The organism is Streptomyces sp. NPDC021225 (genome assembly GCF_044332865.1).
Classification (GTDB): Bacteria; Actinomycetota; Actinomycetes; order Streptomycetales; family Streptomycetaceae; genus Streptomyces.
Genome location: NZ_JBIRPV010000002.1, coordinates 989,659 through 1,007,871, shown reverse-complemented (window position 1 = coordinate 1,007,871; position 18,213 = coordinate 989,659). Strand labels below are relative to the sequence as shown.

Annotated in this window: 14 protein-coding genes; 8 read left to right on the top strand and 6 right to left on the bottom strand. The window is 73.7% G+C overall.

Translation table 11 applies throughout. From position 1 onward, the window contains the following. Positions 1-149 precede the first annotated feature (149 nt). Together meaB and ACH4S9_RS12585 are read right to left on the bottom strand one after the other, a co-directional pair. Complete coding sequence (gene meaB, locus ACH4S9_RS12590; RefSeq protein WP_398371546.1) at positions 150-1,121, bottom strand: methylmalonyl Co-A mutase-associated GTPase MeaB; 972 nt, start codon at positions 1,119-1,121, stop codon at positions 150-152. Positions 1,122-1,169: 48 nt separating this feature from the next. Further along, positions 1,170-2,363, bottom strand: a complete 1,194-nt coding sequence (locus ACH4S9_RS12585; RefSeq protein ID WP_385339046.1) for an acetyl-CoA C-acetyltransferase — start codon at positions 2,361-2,363, stop codon at positions 1,170-1,172. 136 nt (positions 2,364-2,499) lie between these two features. Here ACH4S9_RS12585 and mce point away from each other — a divergent pair, with 136 nt between their 5' ends. The 6 genes from mce to ACH4S9_RS12555 all read left to right on the top strand — a co-directional run bounded on the left by mce (position 2,500) and on the right by ACH4S9_RS12555 (position 11,927). After that, complete coding sequence (gene mce / locus ACH4S9_RS12580) at positions 2,500-3,003, top strand: methylmalonyl-CoA epimerase (RefSeq protein ID WP_311727926.1); 504 nt, start codon at positions 2,500-2,502, stop codon at positions 3,001-3,003. A gap of 327 nt (positions 3,004-3,330) precedes the next feature. Then, positions 3,331-7,344: a polarized growth protein Scy gene (gene scy, locus ACH4S9_RS12575; protein ID WP_398371543.1), complete on the top strand. Its 4,014-nt coding sequence runs from the start codon at positions 3,331-3,333 to the stop codon at positions 7,342-7,344. 229 nt (positions 7,345-7,573) lie between these two features. Continuing rightward, positions 7,574-8,512, top strand: a complete 939-nt coding sequence (locus ACH4S9_RS12570) for a cellulose-binding protein (protein WP_311727924.1) — start codon at positions 7,574-7,576, stop codon at positions 8,510-8,512. A 202-nt stretch (positions 8,513-8,714) separates the two neighbouring features. Then, positions 8,715-9,560, top strand: coding sequence for a hypothetical protein (locus ACH4S9_RS12565; RefSeq protein ID WP_385339053.1), 846 nt, complete (start codon positions 8,715-8,717; stop codon positions 9,558-9,560). Positions 9,561-9,639: 79 nt separating this feature from the next. Continuing rightward, the gene (locus ACH4S9_RS12560; protein ID WP_311727922.1) at positions 9,640-10,890 is read left to right on the top strand and encodes an ATP-binding cassette domain-containing protein; all 1,251 of its coding nucleotides are present in this window, start codon (positions 9,640-9,642) and stop codon (positions 10,888-10,890) included. Then, positions 10,887-11,927: an ABC transporter permease gene (locus ACH4S9_RS12555; RefSeq protein ID WP_385339057.1), complete on the top strand. Its 1,041-nt coding sequence runs from the start codon at positions 10,887-10,889 to the stop codon at positions 11,925-11,927. Before ACH4S9_RS12560 ends, ACH4S9_RS12555 begins: the two co-directional genes overlap by 4 nt. 16 nt (positions 11,928-11,943) lie before the next feature. Here the strand turns inward: ACH4S9_RS12555 and ACH4S9_RS12550 are convergent, their stop codons facing one another. Next, entirely contained in the window at positions 11,944-12,270 is a 327-nt protein-coding gene (locus ACH4S9_RS12550; RefSeq protein ID WP_311727920.1) for an ATP/GTP-binding protein, read from the bottom strand. Positions 12,271-12,477: 207 nt separating this feature from the next. Between ACH4S9_RS12550 and ACH4S9_RS12545 the strand changes: the two genes are divergently transcribed. Continuing rightward, positions 12,478-13,539, top strand: coding sequence for an LLM class flavin-dependent oxidoreductase (locus ACH4S9_RS12545; protein WP_311727919.1), 1,062 nt, complete (start codon positions 12,478-12,480; stop codon positions 13,537-13,539). 72 nt (positions 13,540-13,611) lie between these two features. Here ACH4S9_RS12545 and ACH4S9_RS12540 read toward each other — a convergent pair whose 3' ends face one another. Beyond that, positions 13,612-14,004 (bottom strand): SCO5389 family protein, encoded by a 393-nt coding sequence (locus ACH4S9_RS12540; protein ID WP_311727918.1) that lies wholly within the window; start codon positions 14,002-14,004, stop codon positions 13,612-13,614. 211 nt (positions 14,005-14,215) lie between these two features. On the opposite strand from ACH4S9_RS12540, the gene nucS reads away from it, so the two are divergent. Then, positions 14,216-14,878 (top strand): endonuclease NucS, encoded by a 663-nt coding sequence (gene nucS / locus ACH4S9_RS12535; RefSeq protein ID WP_311727917.1) that lies wholly within the window; start codon positions 14,216-14,218, stop codon positions 14,876-14,878. 86 nt (positions 14,879-14,964) lie between these two features. Here the strand turns inward: nucS and ACH4S9_RS12530 are convergent, their stop codons facing one another. Together ACH4S9_RS12530 and ACH4S9_RS12525 are read right to left on the bottom strand one after the other, a co-directional pair. Then, positions 14,965-17,538: an ATP-binding protein gene (locus tag ACH4S9_RS12530; protein WP_398371538.1), complete on the bottom strand. Its 2,574-nt coding sequence runs from the start codon at positions 17,536-17,538 to the stop codon at positions 14,965-14,967. Positions 17,539-17,764: 226 nt separating this feature from the next. Beyond that, a complete protein-coding gene (locus tag ACH4S9_RS12525; protein WP_311727915.1) occupies positions 17,765-18,088 on the bottom strand; it encodes an STAS domain-containing protein in 324 nt (107 codons plus the stop codon). Positions 18,089-18,213 lie beyond the last annotated feature (125 nt).

Genomic DNA, 18,213 nt, shown 5'->3' with positions numbered 1-18,213 from the left:
GCCCTGGACGCTTACGCATATTTGTGGCGCCAAGTTCCGGGCCACCCCACGCTTCCGGGCACCGGCGCCGTAAATATGCGGTCCAGGGTGACAGCCCCGGAGGCCCCGCCCCCGCCGGACCACGCACAGCAGGCGCACACCCACGCGCCTCAGGCCGAGGAGGTCACCGAGGAGGTCACCCCGGCCACCAGCTCATCCGCCGCCGCATAGGCGTCCAGCTCCCCGGCGGCCACGCGCTCGGCCAGCGCGCCCAGCCGCCGGTCGCCGTGCAGGTCGCCGATCCGGGCGCGGAGCGCCGTCACGGCGATGGTCTCGACCTCGCCCGCCGCCCGCCGCAGCCGCCGCTCCGCCAGCACCCCGTGCTCCTCCATCCACGCCCGGTGCTTCTCCAGGGCCTCGACCACCTCGTCGACGCCCTCGCCCCGCGCCGCCACCGTCTTCACGATCGGCGGCCGCCAGTCGCCCGGAGCGCGGGCCTCGCCGAGGCCCAGCATGTGCCCCAGTTCGCGGACCGTCGCGTCGGCGCCGTCCCGGTCAGCCTTGTTGACCACGTACACATCGCCGATCTCCAGGATCCCGGCCTTGGCCGCCTGGATCCCGTCGCCCATCCCGGGCGCGAGCATCACCACGCTCGTATCGGCCTGCGCCGCGATCTCGACCTCGGACTGCCCGACGCCCACGGTCTCCACCAGCACCACATCGCACCCGGCCGCGTCGAGCACCCGGATCGCCTGCGGGGCGGCCCAGGCGAGCCCGCCCAGGTGCCCGCGGGTGGCCATGGAGCGGATGTAGACGCCGGGGTCCGAGGCGTGCTCGGACATCCGCACCCGGTCCCCGAGGAGCGCGCCGCCGGAGAAGGGCGAGGAGGGGTCCACGGCGAGCACCCCCACCCGCTTCCCGGCCTTGCGGTACGCGGTGACCAGCGCCGAGGTCGACGTCGACTTGCCGACCCCGGGCGAGCCGGTCACCCCAACCACGTACGCGCCCCCGGCCAGCGGAGCGAGCGCGGCCATGACCTCGCGCAGCTGCGGTGAGTCGCCCTCGATCAACGAGATCAGCCGGGCCACCGCGCGGGGCCGTCCCTGCCGCGCCTGCTCCACCAGCGTGGACACATCAGCCATCGCCGCCGCGCTCCCTTCCGTCCACACGCCCGAGGCCCCGAGCACTACCTACGACGAGCGCGGCACCCGCAGGATCAACGCATCCCCCTGCCCACCCCCACCACACAGCGCCGCCGCGCCCACGCCACCGCCGCGCCGCCCCAGCTCCAGGGCCAGGTGCAGCACGATGCGCGCGCCCGACATCCCGATCGGATGCCCGAGGGCGATCGCGCCGCCGTTCACATTCACCTTTTCGGAGGAAACTCCAAGATCCTTCATTGACTGGACCGCGACCGCCGCGAACGCCTCGTTGATCTCGATCAGATCAAGATCCGAGACCTCGAGCCCCTCCTTCCCCAGCGCGTGCGCGATCGCGTTGGACGGCTGCGACTGGAGGGAGTTGTCGGGTCCGGCCACATTGCCGTGGGCCCCGATCTCCGCGATCCACTCGAGCTCCAGCTCCTCCGCCTTGGCCTTGCTCATCACGACCACGGCGGCCGCCCCGTCCGAGATCTGCGACGACGTCCCGGCGGTGATGGTCCCGTCCTTGGCGAAGGCGGGCCGCAGCTTGCCGAGCGACTCCGCGGTGGTCTCCGCGCGGATGCCCTCGTCCTTGTTGAAGACGACCGGGTCGCCCTTGCGCTGCGGGATCTCCACGGGGGTGATCTCGGCGTCGAACAGGCCGTTCTTCTGGGCCGCGGCGGCCCGCTGGTGGGAGAGCGCGGCGACCTCGTCCTGGTCGGGCCGCAGGATGCCCAGCCGGGTGTTGTGCTTCTCGGTCGACTCGCCCATGGCGATGCCCTCGAAGGAGTCGGTGAGCCCGTCGTGGGCCATGGCGTCGAGCATCCCGACCGCGCCGTACTTGTAGCCCTCCCGGGACTTGGGCAGCAGGTGGGGGGCGTTGGTCATGGACTCCTGGCCGCCCGCGACCACGATGTCGAACTCGCCGGCCCGGATCAGCTGGTCGGCCAGCGCGATGGCGTCGAGCCCGGACAGGCAGACCTTGTTGATGGTCAGTGCGGGCACCGCCATGGGGATGCCGGCCTTGACCGCGGCCTGCCGGGCGGGGATCTGCCCGGCGCCCGCCTGGAGCACCTGCCCCATGATCACGTACTCCACCTGCTCGCCGCCGATTCCGGCCCGCTCCAGCGCCGCCTTGATCGCGATCCCGCCGAGGTCCGCTCCGGAGAACGACCGCAGGCTGCCGAGCAGCCGCCCCATCGGCGTGCGCGCGCCCGCCACGATCACAGATGTCCGAGTCATGGTGCGTCCTCCAGAGGAGAAGGAAGTTAACGAGGGTTATCGTCAATGTACTGACGAGTACCCGCCCGGTCACCGGGCCATCAGTGTGATCGCGCGCACGTTGCGTAACCAGCCGTGTGGGCGGTGCACTGGAACCATGCTGACCAGAATCGACCACATCGGGATCGCCTGCTTCGACCTCGACAAGACCGTCGAGTTCTACCGTGCCACGTATGGCTTCGAGGTGTTCCACACCGAGACCAACGAGGAGCAGGGGGTCCGCGAGGCCATGCTCAAGATCAACGAGACCTCGGACGGCGGGGCCTCGTACCTCCAGCTCCTGGAGCCCGTCCGGGAGGACTCGGCCGTCGGAAAGTGGCTGGCCAAGAACGGCGAGGGGGTGCACCACATCGCCTTCGGGACGGCGGACGTGGACACCGACTCCGAAGCCATCCGGGACAAGGGCATCCGGGTGCTGTACGAGGAGCCGCGCCGCGGCTCGATGGGCTCCCGGATCACATTCCTGCACCCCAAGGACTGTCACGGCGTGCTCACCGAGCTCGTCACGTCGGCGGCCGCCCAGACTCCCGAAAACCACTCCGAAGCCCACTCCGCGGACCAGCCCGAGAACCCGTCCGAGACCCCGCCCGCAGACCACTGACCTCAGCAAACCCCCCGCCGGACCCGCCTACCCGACCGAAGCGACCCGCACAAGCGGGAGCGAGGAAGTCCACCACTCAAGCGGACCACTGACCTTCCGCTTCCCCGGCCGGTAGAGTGCAACCTCGGCCGGGGTACGGGAACGAGATCGGAAAGGATCAGGGTCCGGCCCAGGCATTGCCGATGATCTGACACCATTTCTTCGGAAGGGCTAGCTCCGGTCCGGCCGCCACGGCCGGGCGCCAGGTCGGGACCGCGAGGTGCCACGTGGCACCCCCAGGTACGGAGTCGGCCGCCACCGCGACCAGGGGACGGATGGGACCGCGCAGTGCGGGGCTACGACCGCTACGAGCCTGACGACCACCTCTCGAAGTTCGAGGCCGAGATGGAGCGGCTGAAGACCGAGCGGGAGAAGGCCGTCCAGCACGCCGACGACCTCGGCTACCAAGTCGAGGTGCTGCGCGCCAAGCTGCACGAGGCGCGCCGCAATCTCGCGAGCCGCCCTGCCTACGACAGCGCCAACCTCGGCTACCAGGCAGAGCAGTTGCTGCGCAATGCGCAGGTCCAGGCGGAGCAGCTGCGCGCCGACGCCGAGCGCGAGGTGCGCGAGACCCGGGCCCAGACCCAGCGGCTGCTCCAGGAGCAGGCCGAGCGGCAGGCCCGGCTCGAAGCCGAGCTGCATGCCGAGGCGGTGGCGCGCCGTCAGCGGCTGGACCAGGAGCTCTCCGAGCGCCGTGCCACCGTCGAGTCGCACGTCAACGAGAACGTCGCGTGGGCCGAGCAGCTGCGGGCCCGGACCGAGGCGCAGGCGCGCCGGCTCATGGACGAGTCCCGGGCCGAGGCCGAGCAGGCGCTGGCCGCCGCCCGCGCCGAGGCCCAGCGGCTGGCCGACCAGACCCGCGACCGGCTCGGCTCGGAGGCGGAGTCGGCCCGCTCGGAGGCCGAAGGGATCCTGCGCCGCGCCCGCACCGAGGCCGAGCGGCTGGTGAACACGGCCGGCGCCCAGGCGCAGGAGGCCAGCCACCACGCGGAGCAGCTGCGCACCTCCACCGCCTCCGAGTCCGACCAGGCTCGCCGGCAGGCCACCGAGCTGACCCGGGCGGCCGAGCTGCGCATCCAGGAGGCCGAGACGTCGCTGCGCGAGGCGCGCCTCGAGGCCGAGAAGGTGCTCGCGGAGGCCAAGGAGGCGGCGGAGAAGCGGCTGTCGGCCGCCGAGACGGACAACGAGCAGCGCACCCGCACCGCGAAGGCGGAGATCGCCCGGCTGGTCGGGGAGGCCACCAAGGAGGCCGACGCGCTGCGCGCCGAGGCCGAGCAGGTGCGGGACGACTCCCGCGCCGAGGCCGAGCGGCTGCTCGCCGAGGCCGAGGACACGGCGCGCGCCAAGGTCGCCGAGGACTCGGCGGCCCAGCTGGCCAAGGCCGCCCGCAGCGCCGAGGAGGTGCTGACCAAGGCCTCGGAGAACGCGCAGGCCACCACGAAGGCGGCGGCCGACGAGGCGGAGCGGATCCGGGGCAAGGCGGAGGCCGAGGCGGACCGGCTGCGGGCCGAGGCGCACGACACCGCCGCGCAGCTGAAGGGCGCGGCGAAGGACGACACCAAGGAGTACCGCGCCAAGACCGTCGAGCTCCAGGAGGAGGCGCGCCGGCTGCGCGGCGAGGCCGAGCAGCTGCGCGCGGAGGCGGTGGCCGAGGGCGAGCGGATCCGCGCCGAGGCCCGCCGGGAGGCGGTCCAGCAGATCGAGGAGGCGGCGACCACCGCCGAGGACCTGCTGGCCAAGGCGAAGACCGGCGCCGAGGAGACCCGCGCGGGCGCGACCGCCGAGAGCGAGCGGGTGCGGACCGAGGCGATCGAGCGGGCCGCGTCGCTGCGCCGGCAGGCCGACGAGGCGCTGGAGCGGGCCCGCGGCGAGGCCGAGGAGCTGGTGACCTCGGCCGAGACGCAGGCCGAGCAGGTCAGGACGGAGGCGGCGGACGCGGCCCGGCGGACCCGCGAGGAGGCCGAGGCGGCCGCCGCCGACCGCCGCGCGGAGGCCGAGGCCCAGCTGGCCCGGCTGCAAGGGGAGGCCGAGCAGCGGCTCGCCTCGGCCGACCAGGCGCTGCGGGACGCCCGTGAGGAGGCCGAGCGGCTGCGCCGGGAGGCGTCCGACGACACGGAGCGGCTGCGCGCCGAGTCCGCCGACCGGCTGGCCGCGCTGCGGCAGCAGGCCGAGGTGGAGGCGGACCGGCTGCGCGACGAGGCGGTCGCGGACGCGTCGAACATGCGTGCCGAGGGCGAGTCGGTCGCGGTGCGGCTGCGCGGCGAGGCCGCCGCGGAGGCCGAGCGGCTGCGCACCGAGGCGCAGGACACGGCCGACCGGGTGCGTGCGGAGGCCAACGCGGCGGCCGAGCGGATCGGGGCCGAGGCCGCCGAGGCGCTGGCGGCCGCGCAGGAGGAGGCGGCCCGCCGCCGCCGCGAGGCCGAGGAGACGCTGGGCGACGCCCGCGACGAGGCCCAGCGCGAGCGCAGCCTGGCGCATGAGCAGAGCGAGGAGCTGCTGGCCGCCGCCCGCAACCGGGTCACCGAGGCGCAGGCCGAGGCGCAGCGGCTGGCCGAGGAGGCCGAGCGGCACGCGGCGGAGCTGGTGGCCGCCGCCGAGCAGACCGCGCAGCAGGTGCGGGACTCGGTCGCGGGGCTGCACGAGCAGGCCGAGGCGGAGATCACGGGCCTGCGTACGGCGGCCGAGCATGCGGCGGACCGGACCCGCCACGAGGCCCAGGCGGAGGCGGACCGGGTCCGCGGGGACGCGCACGCCGAGCGGGAGCGGGCCGCCGAGGACGCGATGCGGCTGCGGCGCGAGGCCCACGAGGAGTCGGAGGCCGCCAAGGCGCTCGCGGAGCGCACGGTCTCGGAGGCCATCGGAGAGGCGGACCGGCTCTCCGCCCAGGCCCGGGAGGAGGCCAACCGGCGCCGCTCGGACGCCGCCGAGCAGGCGGACCGGCTGGTCACCGAGGCCACGAGCGAGTCCGAGCGGCTGCGCGGCGAGGCCCAGGATGTCCTGGACGATGCGCGGCGGAGCGCCAACAAGCAGCGCAGCGAGGCCGCTGAGCAGGCCGACACGCTGGTCACCGGCGCGACCGAGGAGGCCCAGCGGCTGGTCTCGGAGGCCAATGCGCGGGCGCAGCAGCTGCGTACGGAGGCGTCCGACGCCCGGGCGACGGCCGAGCAGGACGCGGCGCGCACCCGGGCCCAGGCCCGCGGGGACGCCAACAACATCCGCTCGGAGGCGGCCGGGCAGGCCGACCGGCTGATCACCGAGTCCACGAGGGAGGCCGAGCGGCTGCTGGCGGACGCCGGCGCGGAGGCCGAGCGGCTGCGCACCGAGGCGTCGGAGACGGTGGGTTCGGCGCAGCAGCACGCGGCGCGCACCCGCGCGGACGCGGAGCGGGTGGCGGCCGAGGCGTCAGCGGAGGCGGAGCGGGTCCGCGCCAAGGCGCAGTCCGAGGCCGAGCGCATGGTCGACGGCGCACGCGAGGACGCCAACAAGCGGCGCTCGGATGCGGCGAACCAGGTCGACCGGCTGATCACCGAGTCCACGGCGGAGGCGGACCGGCTGACGAAGGAGGCGCGGGAGGCCGCGCTGCGGTCCGCGACCGCCGCCGAGGAGCAGGCCGACATGATGGTCGGCGCCGCCCGCAAGGAGGCCGACCGGCTCGTCGGCGAGGCGACCGCGCAGGCGAACAGCCTGGTGGAGAAGGCCCGTACGGACTCCGACACGATGCTCGGCGAGGCCCGGGGCGACGCGACCGCCATCCGGGACCGGGCCGAGGAGCTTCGGACCCGGGCCGAGGCCGATGTCGAGGAGCTGCACCAGCGGGCCCGCCGGGAGTCCGCGGAGCAGATGAAGGCGACGGGCGAGCGGGTGGACAAGCTGGTCGCCGCCGCGACCGCGCAGCTGGTGAAGGCCGAGGAGAAGGCCAAGACGCTGGTCTCGGACGCCAACAGCGAGGCCAGCCGGGTCCGTATCGCCGCCGTGAAGAAGGCCGAGTCGCTGCTCAAGGAGGCCGAGCAGAAGAAGGCGGACGCCACGCGGGACGCGGACCGCAGGCGCGCCGAGGCGGAGGCCGAGGCCAAGCGGATCGTGGACGACGGCAAGCGGGAGCTGGAGCTGCTCAAGCGGCGTCAGGAGGACATCAACGCGGAGATCTCCCGTGTCCAGGACGTGCTTGCGGCGTTGGAGTCCTTTGAGGCCCCCGCGTCCGGGGGCAGCTCGGGCGGAAACTCGGGAAGGAACGAGAGCGGTGGGGTGAAGACGGCGGCCGGTGCCGGGACGCGATCGAGCGGCAAGCGCTCGGACGGCTGAGCGGTCCTGGGGGCGGGTGCTGCCGAATCGTAGTGTTCGTGGGCAGGGGCGCTAGAGACACACCCCGTGTCGTGTCCGTATCATCCCGACGAGTGACAAGCCGTCTGGCTGTCTGCCACTCAAAAGGCTGGACATTCTCCAGATCAAACGGACGTTGACTCGATGACACGCCGTTTGGCCCCCTAGGATTCCCTCTATCACCTCACCGGTCTCTTTCGACAGGAACCCCATGAGCGACACTTCCTCCCCCTTCGGCTTCGAGCTCGTGCGGCGTGGGTACGACCGCGGTCAGGTGGACGACCGCATTACCAAGCTCGTCGCCGACCGTGACAGTGCACTGGCCCGCATCACCTCTCTGGAAAAGCGCATCGAGGAGCTGCACCTCGAGACGCAGAACGCCCAGGCCCAGATCACCGACGCGGAGCCGTCCTACGCGGGGCTCGGCGCGCGCGTCGAGAAGATCCTCCGTCTCGCCGAGGAGGAGGCCAAGGACCTGCGCGAGGAGGCCCGCCGGGCCGCCGAACAGCACCGTGAGCTCGCCGAGTCGGCGGCCCAGCAGGTGCGCAACGACGCGGAGTCCTTCGCCGCCGAGCGCAAGGCGAAGGCGGAGGACGACGGCGCGCGTATCGTCGAGAAGGCCAAGGGCGACGCGGCGACGCTGCGCCAGGAGGCTCAGAAGGACGCGCAGCAGAAGCGCGAGGAGGCCGACTCCCTCTTCGAGGAGACCCGCGCCAAGGCCGCCCAGGCCGCCGCGGACTTCGAGACGAACCTCGCCAAGCGCCGCGAGCAGTCCGAGCGCGACCTGGCCTCCCGTCAGGCCAAGGCCGAGAAGCGGCTGGCGGAGATCGAGCACCGGGCGGAGCAGCTGCGCCTGGAGGCCGAGAAGCTGCGTACGGACGCCGAGCGCCGCGCCCGCCAGACGGTGGAGACCGCGCAGCGCCAGGCCGAGGACATCGTGGCCGACGCCAACGCCAAGGCGGACCGCATCCGCAGCGAATCCGAGCGCGAGCTGGCGGCGCTCACCAACCGCCGCGACAGCATCAACGCCCAGCTGACCAACGTCCGCGAGATGCTGGCCACGCTGACCGGTGCCGCGGTGGCCGCGGCCGGCTCCCCCACCGAGGACGAGCCGATCTCGCGCGGTGTCCCGGCCCAGCAGAGCCGCTGACGCCCAGGACTTCCTGACGTCGGATCACGCGCTCATCTCGTGCCCCGCGCCCGCCTCGTGCGGCGCGGGGCACGCGCATGACGGCGCGTCGGCCGCGGGCGCTACCGGTACCCGGCGTCCTGGGGTCGTACGGCGCCTTACGGCTGGGCGACGGGCGTACGACGTCTTACGGGCGTGCGGCCGTGGCGCGTAGCCTCCCCGTGTGACCGACCGCACCCTCGCCGCCCTGGGGTTCGCCGATGTGCCGGCGATACGGCCGCTGACCTATCCCGGCCGGCCCGTGACCGCGCCCGCGCTTCTCGCGGGGGGTGAGCTGTGGGAGTTGACGCCCGGTCCGGGCGGGCCGGGCGGCTGGCCGGTGCCCGGGGCGCCCTTCGACCCGCCGGGCGAACCGCTCGACGCCGTGCTGGCGCGGCTCGGCCATGTGCCGTCGGGGCAGCGCCATCCGGTCATCGCGGTCGGCTCCAACGCCTCGCCCGCGCAGCTGCACCACAAGCTGACGGCGCTCGGGGCTCCGGCCGCCGTGCCGATGGTGCCGGTGCGGGTGCGCGGCATAGCGGTGGGCTGCTCGGCGCACATCGGACGGTACGGGTATGTCGCCGCCGCGCCGTACGCGGACCCGGCGGCCGAGACCCCGCTGGTGGTCAGCTGGCTCGACGGCGACCAGCTGGCGTCGGTGGACGCCACCGAATTCCCCAACTACCGGCGCGTCCTGCTGCCCGGCGCGAGCTTCCCCATGGTGCTGCCGTCCGGGGAGCCGCTGGGCGGCGCGTATCTCTACGTCAGCGTGCGGGGTGTGCTCGCGAGCCCCGACGGCGCGCCGGACCGGCCCTCCGGCAGGCCGCGGCCGGGCGGCGGCGACCAAGGCGCGCTGCTGGCGGGGCTGCTGGCGTCCTCGGCGCGGCTGCGGGACCTGCTGGGGCCGGACCCGCGGGCCTGGATCCGGCGCGCGGCGGCGGACCGTACGGTGCGCGAGGCGGCGGCCTCGGTGCTTGCGGCGGAGGGGTGGGTGCTGCGGGGTTACGATCCGCTCTCGACTCTCGCTTAACGGGAACCGCCGCCCCGCGGTTATTCTCCTTACCCGCACGGGGGCACGCGCCCCGGACGCATCGCACGAGGGGCGGAGCATGATCGAGGCAGTCGGCCTGACGAAGCGCTACGGCGCCAAGACGGCCGTGTACAACCTGTCGTTCCAGGTGCGGCCGGGCACGGTGACCGGCTTCCTGGGACCCAACGGATCCGGCAAATCGACCACGATGCGCATGATCCTGGGGCTGGACGAGCCCACCGCCGGCCATGTCACCGTGGGCGGCTACCCCTTCCGCCGACTGCCCAACGCCCCCCGGCAGGTCGGTGCCCTCCTCGACGCGAAGGCCGTGCACGGCGGCCGCAGCGCGCGCCAGCATCTGCTGTGCCTGGCCCAGCTGTCGGGCATTCCGGCCCGCAGGGTCGACGAGGTGCTGGGCGTGGTCGGGCTCCAGAGCGTGGCGAGGAAGCGGTCCAAGGGGTTCTCGCTGGGCATGGGGCAGCGGCTGGGCATCGCGGCCGCGCTGCTGGGCGACCCGCAGGTGCTGCTCTTCGACGAGCCGGTCAACGGTCTGGACCCGGAGGGCATCCTGTGGGTCCGCAACCTCATGAAGCAGCTGGCATCCGAGGGCCGCACGGTCTTCGTCTCCAGCCACCTGATGAGCGAGATGGCGCTGACCGCCGAGCGCCTGATCGTGATCGGGCGCGGGCAGCTGCTCGCCGACATGAGCGTCAAGGACTTCATCTCCTACAACTCCGCGGACTTCGCGCGGGTCCGCACCCCCGACGGGGAGCCGGACCAGCGCGAGAAGCTGACCGCCGCGCTGAGCGAGGCGGGCGGCCAAGTGCTGCCGGAGCAGGACGGCGCGCTGCGGGTGACCGGGCTGCCGCTGCCTCGGATCAGCGACCTGGCGCATGGCGCGGACGTCCGCCTGTGGGAGCTCTCCCCGCACCAGGCGTCGCTGGAGGAGGCGTACATGCGGATGACGCAGGGCGCCGTGGACTACCGCTCGACCGCCGACCAGCGGGCGGGGCTCCAGGAGGCCGTGCCGGGCATGGCCCCGCAGGGCGCGTACGGCTACGCCCCGCCGACCGCTGGCGGCGTGCCCGGCGGCTATCCGCCCATGGGCGGCATGCCGGGCTACAACCCGCCGCCCGCGCCCGGCCAGCCCGCCCCGGGCCAGCCCGCGCCCGGCCAGCCCGCCCCGGGTCAGGCCCCCTGGCAGCCGCAGCAGCCCCCGGCCGGGCAGGGCGCGCCCGCCGCGCCGCAGACTCCCGCCGCTCCCCCGGCTCCGGCCGCCGCGCCGGCCCCCGCCGACATGAACAAGCGCGACAGCGAGGACGCCCGATGAGCACTCCTTACCAGCAGCAGGCCCAGGCGTCCCAGCCGCCCACCCCGCCGCAGCCGCCCCAGCAGGCGCCTCAGCAGGCGCCTCAGCAGCAGCCGGGCGCGCCGGGCATGCCGGCCGCCCCGCAGCAGGCGCCGCACCCGCAGGCCCAGCAGTACGCGCCACAGCAGGCGGCACAGCCCGGCATGCAGGCCGTGCCGGGGATGCCGGCCGCGCCGCAGCAGCCCTACGCCTCCGCCGCCCCCGTCGCCGGATACACCTCGCCGATCCCGATCCGGCGCACGCACCTGGGGAATGCGCTCGCCTCCGAGTGGACCAAGATCAAGTCGGTGCGCTCGACGATCTGGACGCTGAGCGTCATGGTCGCGCTGGTCATCGGCATCGGGCTGCTGGTGGCCTCGGGCACCAAGGACAGCGACTACTCCTCCACCCCCACCACCATCCCCGGCCTGTTCGGCACGCTGCTGGGCCAGCTGTGCATCGTCACGCTCGGCGTGCTCGTCGTCACCTCCGAGTACGGCACCGGGATGATCCGCACCACCTTCACCGCCTCGCCGCAGCGCTCGCGCGTGCTGACCGCCAAGGCCCTCGTCTTCTTCTTCATGTCCTTTGTGACCACGACCGCCGCGCTCGCGTTCGTGGCCTTTGTGAGCACGGGGATGCACAGCGGGCCGGGCGTCCAGGAGCCGACGAGCAAGCAGTTGGTCGGGGCGACCCTGGGGGCCGGGCTGTATGTCTCGCTGCTCGGGCTGCTGTCGCTCGCGGTCGGCAGCATGCTGCGGCACTCCGCCGGCGCGATCACCGCGATGCTCGGTGTGGTGCTGCTGCCCGCCATCCTCCCCGCCTTCCTGATGATGTCGAGCAGCCTTCAGACCCTGGGCGAGAAGATGCAGAAGTATTCCTCGCCCCAGTCTCTGGCCGCGCTCTTCCAGGTCGACGACAGTCTCGGGACCGGCTGGTCGCAGGTGGGGATGCTGGCCGGGATCACGGCCGCGGCGTTCATCGCGGCATACGCGCTGCTGGAGAAGCGCGACGTGTGATGGGCTGATCCCCCGGTCAATACCTCGGTGCGTTACGGGACCGCTGGAGCTTCGCGCTCCGGCGGTCTCGCGCGTTCCAGCAGGACTTGTGCCAGTGGCGGCGGTCGTCCACGCCGCTGTGCTGCTGCCAGGCCACAATGTGCGGCACACCGGGCGGGATCTCCTGGTCGCAGCCGGGGCAGCGGTAGTGCTTGGCGGCGGCGCCACCGCCGACCTGGCGCACCACCCACTCCTCGCCCTGCCAGCACTGGGTCGACTCCAGCCCATAGCGGTCCGCGCGGTCTTCGTCTTGGCTGCCGATCGGCTTCTCGCCGCCTCGCGGGCGGTTTCGGCGTGGGGACACGGGGCACCTCGAAGGACGCTGGGCTACTGGCTGTGACCAGCGTACGCGTTACCGTCACGGTCCCGGAAAGCCGTGTCCACAACCGTCCTCCGATCATCATGAGAATTTCTTGCCAGGCCGTGCCTTTGGCACGTGTCAGGCGTTATTGCCTGTGCGGGGGAGGGTGCCCGTGTCAGCGGCGGCGGCCGCAAGAGGAGGCAGATGGCAATGCGCGTGGGGGCTTTCATCCTCGCCGCTCAATTCCCGGGTCAGGGCCAGGGGGAGGCGCTGCACCGGGCGGTACGGTCCGCGCAACTCTCCGAGGAGTCGGGGCTGGACGCGGTGTGGCTCGCCGAACACCACTTCGTTCCGTACGGGGTGTGCCCGTCGGCGGTCACGCTCGCCGCGCTGCTGCTCGGCCGTACCCGCAGGATAGGCGTCGGCACGGCGGTCAGCGTCCTGCCGACCGCGCATCCGGTCGCGCTGGGTGAGCAGGCGGCGCTGCTCCACCTCGTCTCCGGGGGGCGCTTCACCCTGGGGGTCGGCCGGGGCGGGCCCTGGGTCGACCTTGAGGTGTTCGGCACCGGTCTGCGGGCGTACGAGCGGGACTTCCCCGAATCGCTGGACCTGCTGCTGCGCTGGCTGCGCGAGCCGCGGGTGGCCGCGGCGGGCGAAAGATTCGTCTTCCGCGAGGTGCCGGTCGTACCGCGCCCCGACGAGGCGCTGCGTGTCGAGGCGCTGGGGAACGAGGCGCAGGGCGCACCCGGCCCCCAGGTGATCGTGGCCTGTACTTCACCGGGAAGTGTGCGGCTGGCCGCCGAGCGCGCGTTGCCCATGATGCTGGGGATGCACTGTGGAGACGATGAGAAGGCCGAGGCGGTCACGCTGTGGCGAGATTCCGCGCTCGCGGCGGGCCACTCCCCCGAGAAGGTGGCGGCGGTGGCGGCCGAGCATGTCTCGGCGGGGGTGGTGCAGGTCGCGGACGCCCGCCCCGCGGCGGTGGAGACCCTCGTCAAGGCCATGCCCGGCTGGCTGCGCCAGGGGCTCGACGCCCATGTGACGGTGGACGGACGGCCGCGCCGGATGCGCGACCCGCTGGCCTATGCCGAGCTGCTGTGCGGGCTGCACCCGGTCGGGCCGCCCCGGCTGTGCGCGGACCGGCTGGCGGCGACGGCGGAGCGCACCGGCATCCGCCGCTTCGCGCTGCTGGTCGAGGGCTCGGGAGACCTGGCGACCACGGAGGAGAACGTGCGCCGGCTGGGCGCCGAGGTGCTGCCGCTCCTGCGCTGAAGACCTCCGCCGCACTGAAGACCTCCGCGCTCAGGACACCTCCCCCTCATGGAGCGGCAGCGGGCAGTCGGGTCAGCAGTCGCGCAGCTCGGGGGACTGGTTCAGCAGCTGCCCGCGCGTCGACGTGAAGCGGGCGAGTCTCTCGTCAACCGACGCGTCCAGCGGGAACACCGCCACGCGGTGGCAGTTCTGGAAGGCGAGCCGAACCCCGAAGTGGCGCTGGAGCGCACCTCGTATCGCGTCACTCGCGAGCGCCCGCAGCAGCTGGCCGCGGGCCTGCTCGTCCGGCGGCGGCGTCTGGTTGTCGGCGAATTCCCCGCCGTCGACCTTCAACTGGGCTACCAGAGAGCTGATCATCTCCCATGCGTAGGGAAGGGAGGTCCGGACGCAGTCGACGAAGTCGGCTTCGTCGACCTCGCCTCGCTCGGCCTGCGCAAGAAGGGCCGGTGAGACGTCGAGCGACATGGAATCTCCTCTCGCGACCCCGGGGACCGGGGTCTCAGGGACGGATGAGCGGACGGCGACGGAGCGTACCCGCATGACGACCGCCCGCTTCAACGGTAATTCGGCCACTGCGGGCGCACCAGGAGAATGCGTTCACAACCAGCCACTCTCGAAGGGGGCCATCGTCGGGCGAATCGCGTAGGCCACCCGCCGTCGAGTAGCGTTGCCGACCATGCGTCTCGTCATCGCCCGTTGCTCCGTGGACTACGCCGGCCGGCTCACGGCCCACCTCCCCTCGGCACCCCGTCTGATCCTCGTGAAGGCCGACGGCAGTGTCTCGATCCACGCGGACGACCGGGCCTACAAACCCCTCAACTGGATGTCTCCGCCGTGCACCCTCAAGGAGGGCGACGGCGATGTGTGGACGGTGGTGAACAAGGCCGGCGAGAAGCTCATCATCACCATGGAGGAAGTGCTGCACGACTCCTCGCATGAACTCGGCGTGGACCCCGGTCTGATCAAGGACGGGGTGGAGGCCCATCTCCAGGAGTTGCTGGCCGACCGTATCGAGACACTTGGCGATGGCTGGACGCTTATTCGGCGTGAATACCCCACTGCCATTGGCCCCGTGGACATTCTCTGCCGGGACTCCGACGGCGCCACCGTCGCGGTGGAGATCAAGCGGCGGGGGGAGATCGACGGTGTGGAGCAGCTCACCCGCTACTTGGAACTCCTCAACCGCGATCCGCTGCTGGCCCCGGTGAAGGGGATCTTCGCGGCGCAGGAGATCAAGCCCCAGGCGCGGGTGCTGGCGACGGACCGCGGCATCGGCTGCGTCGTGCTGGACTACGACGCGCTGCGCGGCATCGAGGACGACAAGCTGCGGCTGTTCTGACCCCGCGGCCGATTCGGCCCGCAACGCGCCGCGGCGCGGTCCGGCATCGCCGGGCCGCGCCGCGTGCTGTATGCCGCCGTCGCGCCTTACGCCGACACGCTCGGCGAAGACGCAGAAGACGCAGAAGACCCCGGCGAGGTCGGGGAGCTGCTCGCCGTGGTCGCCGGTCCGCTGGCCGTGTTGGTGGTGTCGCCGCCGGGGCTCGTGGTGGAGCTGGTGGGCGGAGTGGTGGGCGGGGTGGTCGGGGGCGTCTTGGTGGGCGTCGGCGGGGTGGTCGGCGGCGTCGTCGGGCGGTGGGTCGGGGGACGCGTGGTGGGCTCGGACGAGGACGGGGACGGCGGCTCGGCCGTGGGCGACGCCTCGCCGCTGGACGACGGGGCGGTCGGGCTCTCGGAGGCGCTGGGCGAGTCGCTGCCGAGCGTGGACGGGGCCGTGGGCGTCCCGGGGGCGCTACTGGGGCCCGGCTGCCCGCTCTCGCCCGCGTCACTCGTGGGCTCCTCGGCGGTCAGCCCCTTGTCGTCGTCCTTCCGGGAGGACGACTGGCCGGGCTTGACGGTGTCGGTGGAGCCCTTGTCCCCGTCGCCCGAGGCGATACCGAGGGCCACCACCGTGCCGAGGACGGCCACGAGCAGTGCGCCCGCGCCCGCCGCGAGCAGATTGCGCCGGGTGCGGGTGAGCGCCGCGATGCGGCGGCCCAGCGGGGTCCGGCCGCCGCCCTGGCGGCCCGCACCGGCTCCGCCGCCCTTGCCCTCGGGGCCGCCCGGGCCGGCCGCGCCGATCGCGGCGAGCACATCGGTGCGGTCGATGCGCGTGGTCGTCTCGACCCGCGGCGTGACGACCGTGATCTCCGTGTCGGCCGGGTCCCGGCGCCCCGCGGACACCCCGTCGAACGGCGCGGCCGACGTGTCATGGCGCGCGTCCGGGCCCTCCTCGCCCGCCCCCGTACGGCCGCCGGGCGCGGCGAAGACGCCGGGGCCCGCCGGGCCGCGGGTGCGGTCGGTGACCAGGGCCAGGGCGCGCCGGCCCGCGACCGTGCCGCGCTTGTCGGCCAGCACGCCGCGCAGCCCGATGGACGCCTCGAGTTCGGCCCGCGCCCGGTCCGGATTGCCCGTGCACAGCGCGAGGACGCCCAGCTCGTGGTGGAAGTACGCCTCCTCGGCGACCTGCCCCGCCAGGCGTGCGGCCTCCTGGCCGTGGCGCAGGGCGCGCTCCCAGGCGCCCCAGTGCAGCGCGGCGGCGAAGGCGGGGGTGGCGCTGCGGGCCAGCAGCACGGCGGTCTCGGCGCGGCCCGGCTCGCGGGCGGCGACCAGGGCGGCCATCGCGGTGAGGATCGCGTCGGCCTCGACGGCGACCCGCTCCGGGGCGACCGAGGGGTGGCCGGTCCACCAGGCGTAGTGCTGGGCGACGGCGCTCGCCCGCTCGGACTGCCCGTCCGCGTAGCCGTCGGCGGCCAGTTGGTCGGCCACGCCGACCGCCAGCCGGTAGTGCGGCCCGGCGGGCGTGACCAGGCCGCCGGCGATCAGCTCGCCCAGCGCGGTGTCGGCGTGGGTGTCCCCGGCCAGCGCGGGGAGATGCGACTGGTGCGGGCACTCGCCGCCGAGCGCCACCGCGAACCGCAGGGTGTCGCGGGCCGCTTCGCTCAGCCGGGAGGCGATCAGCGCGACGGGGGCCGCGCCCTCGGCGAGCGTCGGCAGCGGGATGTCGCGTGCCCCGGCCCCGTCCGAGTGCCCGGCAGTGCCCGAGGCGTCGGCAGAGCCCGCCTCCTCCTCGGGAGCGGCCTGTTCGGCGCGCAGCGCGTCGCGCTGCCGCAGCAGCGCTCCCGCCTGGACGAACCGCAGCGGCAGCCCCTCGGACTCGAACCACAGGTCCGCGGCCCAGCCCCGCTCGTCCTCCGCCAACGGGCGCCGTACGGCCCGCTCCAGCAGCTCCAGGGACCCGCTGCGGCTCAGCCCGGCGAGGAAGACCTCCTCGAGGTGCGAGTCGGCGGAGGGCGCCGCGACGGAGGGGGTGGCCGAGATCAGGAAGGCGCACTCGGGCATCGCGTCCAGGAACTCGTCCAGCGCGGCGCCGCCGAACTCGATGTCGTCCAGGACGACGACCGCGCCGACCTCCGCGACCGCCGCCGACAGCTCCGTGCGGTCGGGGCGGTACAGGGGGGCGCGGTAGACCGCCGCGTACAGCTCGTACAGGAGGTCGGTGGGGGTGCGGCGGTAGCCGGAGAGGCGGATCACCCCGTCGGGCGCCAGGGTCTCGCAGTCCGCGGCGACGGCGTCCAGCAGCGTGCTGCGGCCCGCGCCGGAGGGCCCGGTGACCCGCACCGAACGGCCGCGGGCGAGGAGCCGCGTGAGGCGCTCGCGCTCCAGCACCGGCACCTCGAAGCCCACCGCGCCCGCGGGCAGCGGCGGGGCGGCGGCGCGGCGCAGCTCGGCGCGCTCGTCGGGGCCGCGGCGCTCGGGGAAGTCGGGCCGCTCTCCGGGCGGGCAGGGCTCGATCTCGCTGCCGTCGACCGGGTTGATCGTCAGCAGGTAGTCGCCGGAGACCAGCTGGACCGTGCGCACGGGCGGGGGCGTGGGGCTGTGGCCCTCGGCCGGGCGCGGGGCCGGGCGCGTGGTCGGGTGGTCACGACCGGGCTCCTCCGGTCTGTGGTTCGTCGGATCCATGGTGAAAGCCCCCCAGGTGCGTGGCGTTCTGTCCGGCTTCCGGCCTGTCCGCACGCTCGCCTTGCCGTCTCTTCCGGTGCGGTGCCCGCCGTAGGGAATGGTGTCCGGCGGAGTGACCGAACCCTAGATCTCCACACAGTATCCACCGACGGGAAGGGGTTTCGCGCCGCCCCGCGCCCCGTCCCGGAGCCTTCGCGCCATCTGACGGCCCGCTACGTTCCCGCACTCACACGCGCGGCAGCGACTCCACTTCGAGTCCGCCCTCGATGGCCAGGATCCGGTGCAGCCGGGTGGCCACGAGCAGCCGCTGCATCTGGGGCGGCACCCCGCGCAGCACCAGCCGCCGGCCCGCTCGGCCGGCCTTCCGGTGCGCCCCCATGATCACGCCGAGCCCGGTGGCGTCCCAGGAGTCGAGCTCGGTCAGGTCGAGTACGAGGTCCCCGCCGCCGGATTCAAGGGCGGTGTGCAAGGCCGTACGGGCGTCCGCCGCGCTCCGGACGTCGAGTCGGCCCCCGACGGCGAGCTCGGCGTGGTCGCCCCTGATATACATATGCGCTCCCCAATGTGGCGTTCCCCCAGCCCTCGTCGGCGGGGGCGCCCCCTGTCTCCCATTTGTCAATCTGGTCTACCGAATTGACTGTGTCTCATGCGGTGAAGTTGCCGCTTGTAAGCGAA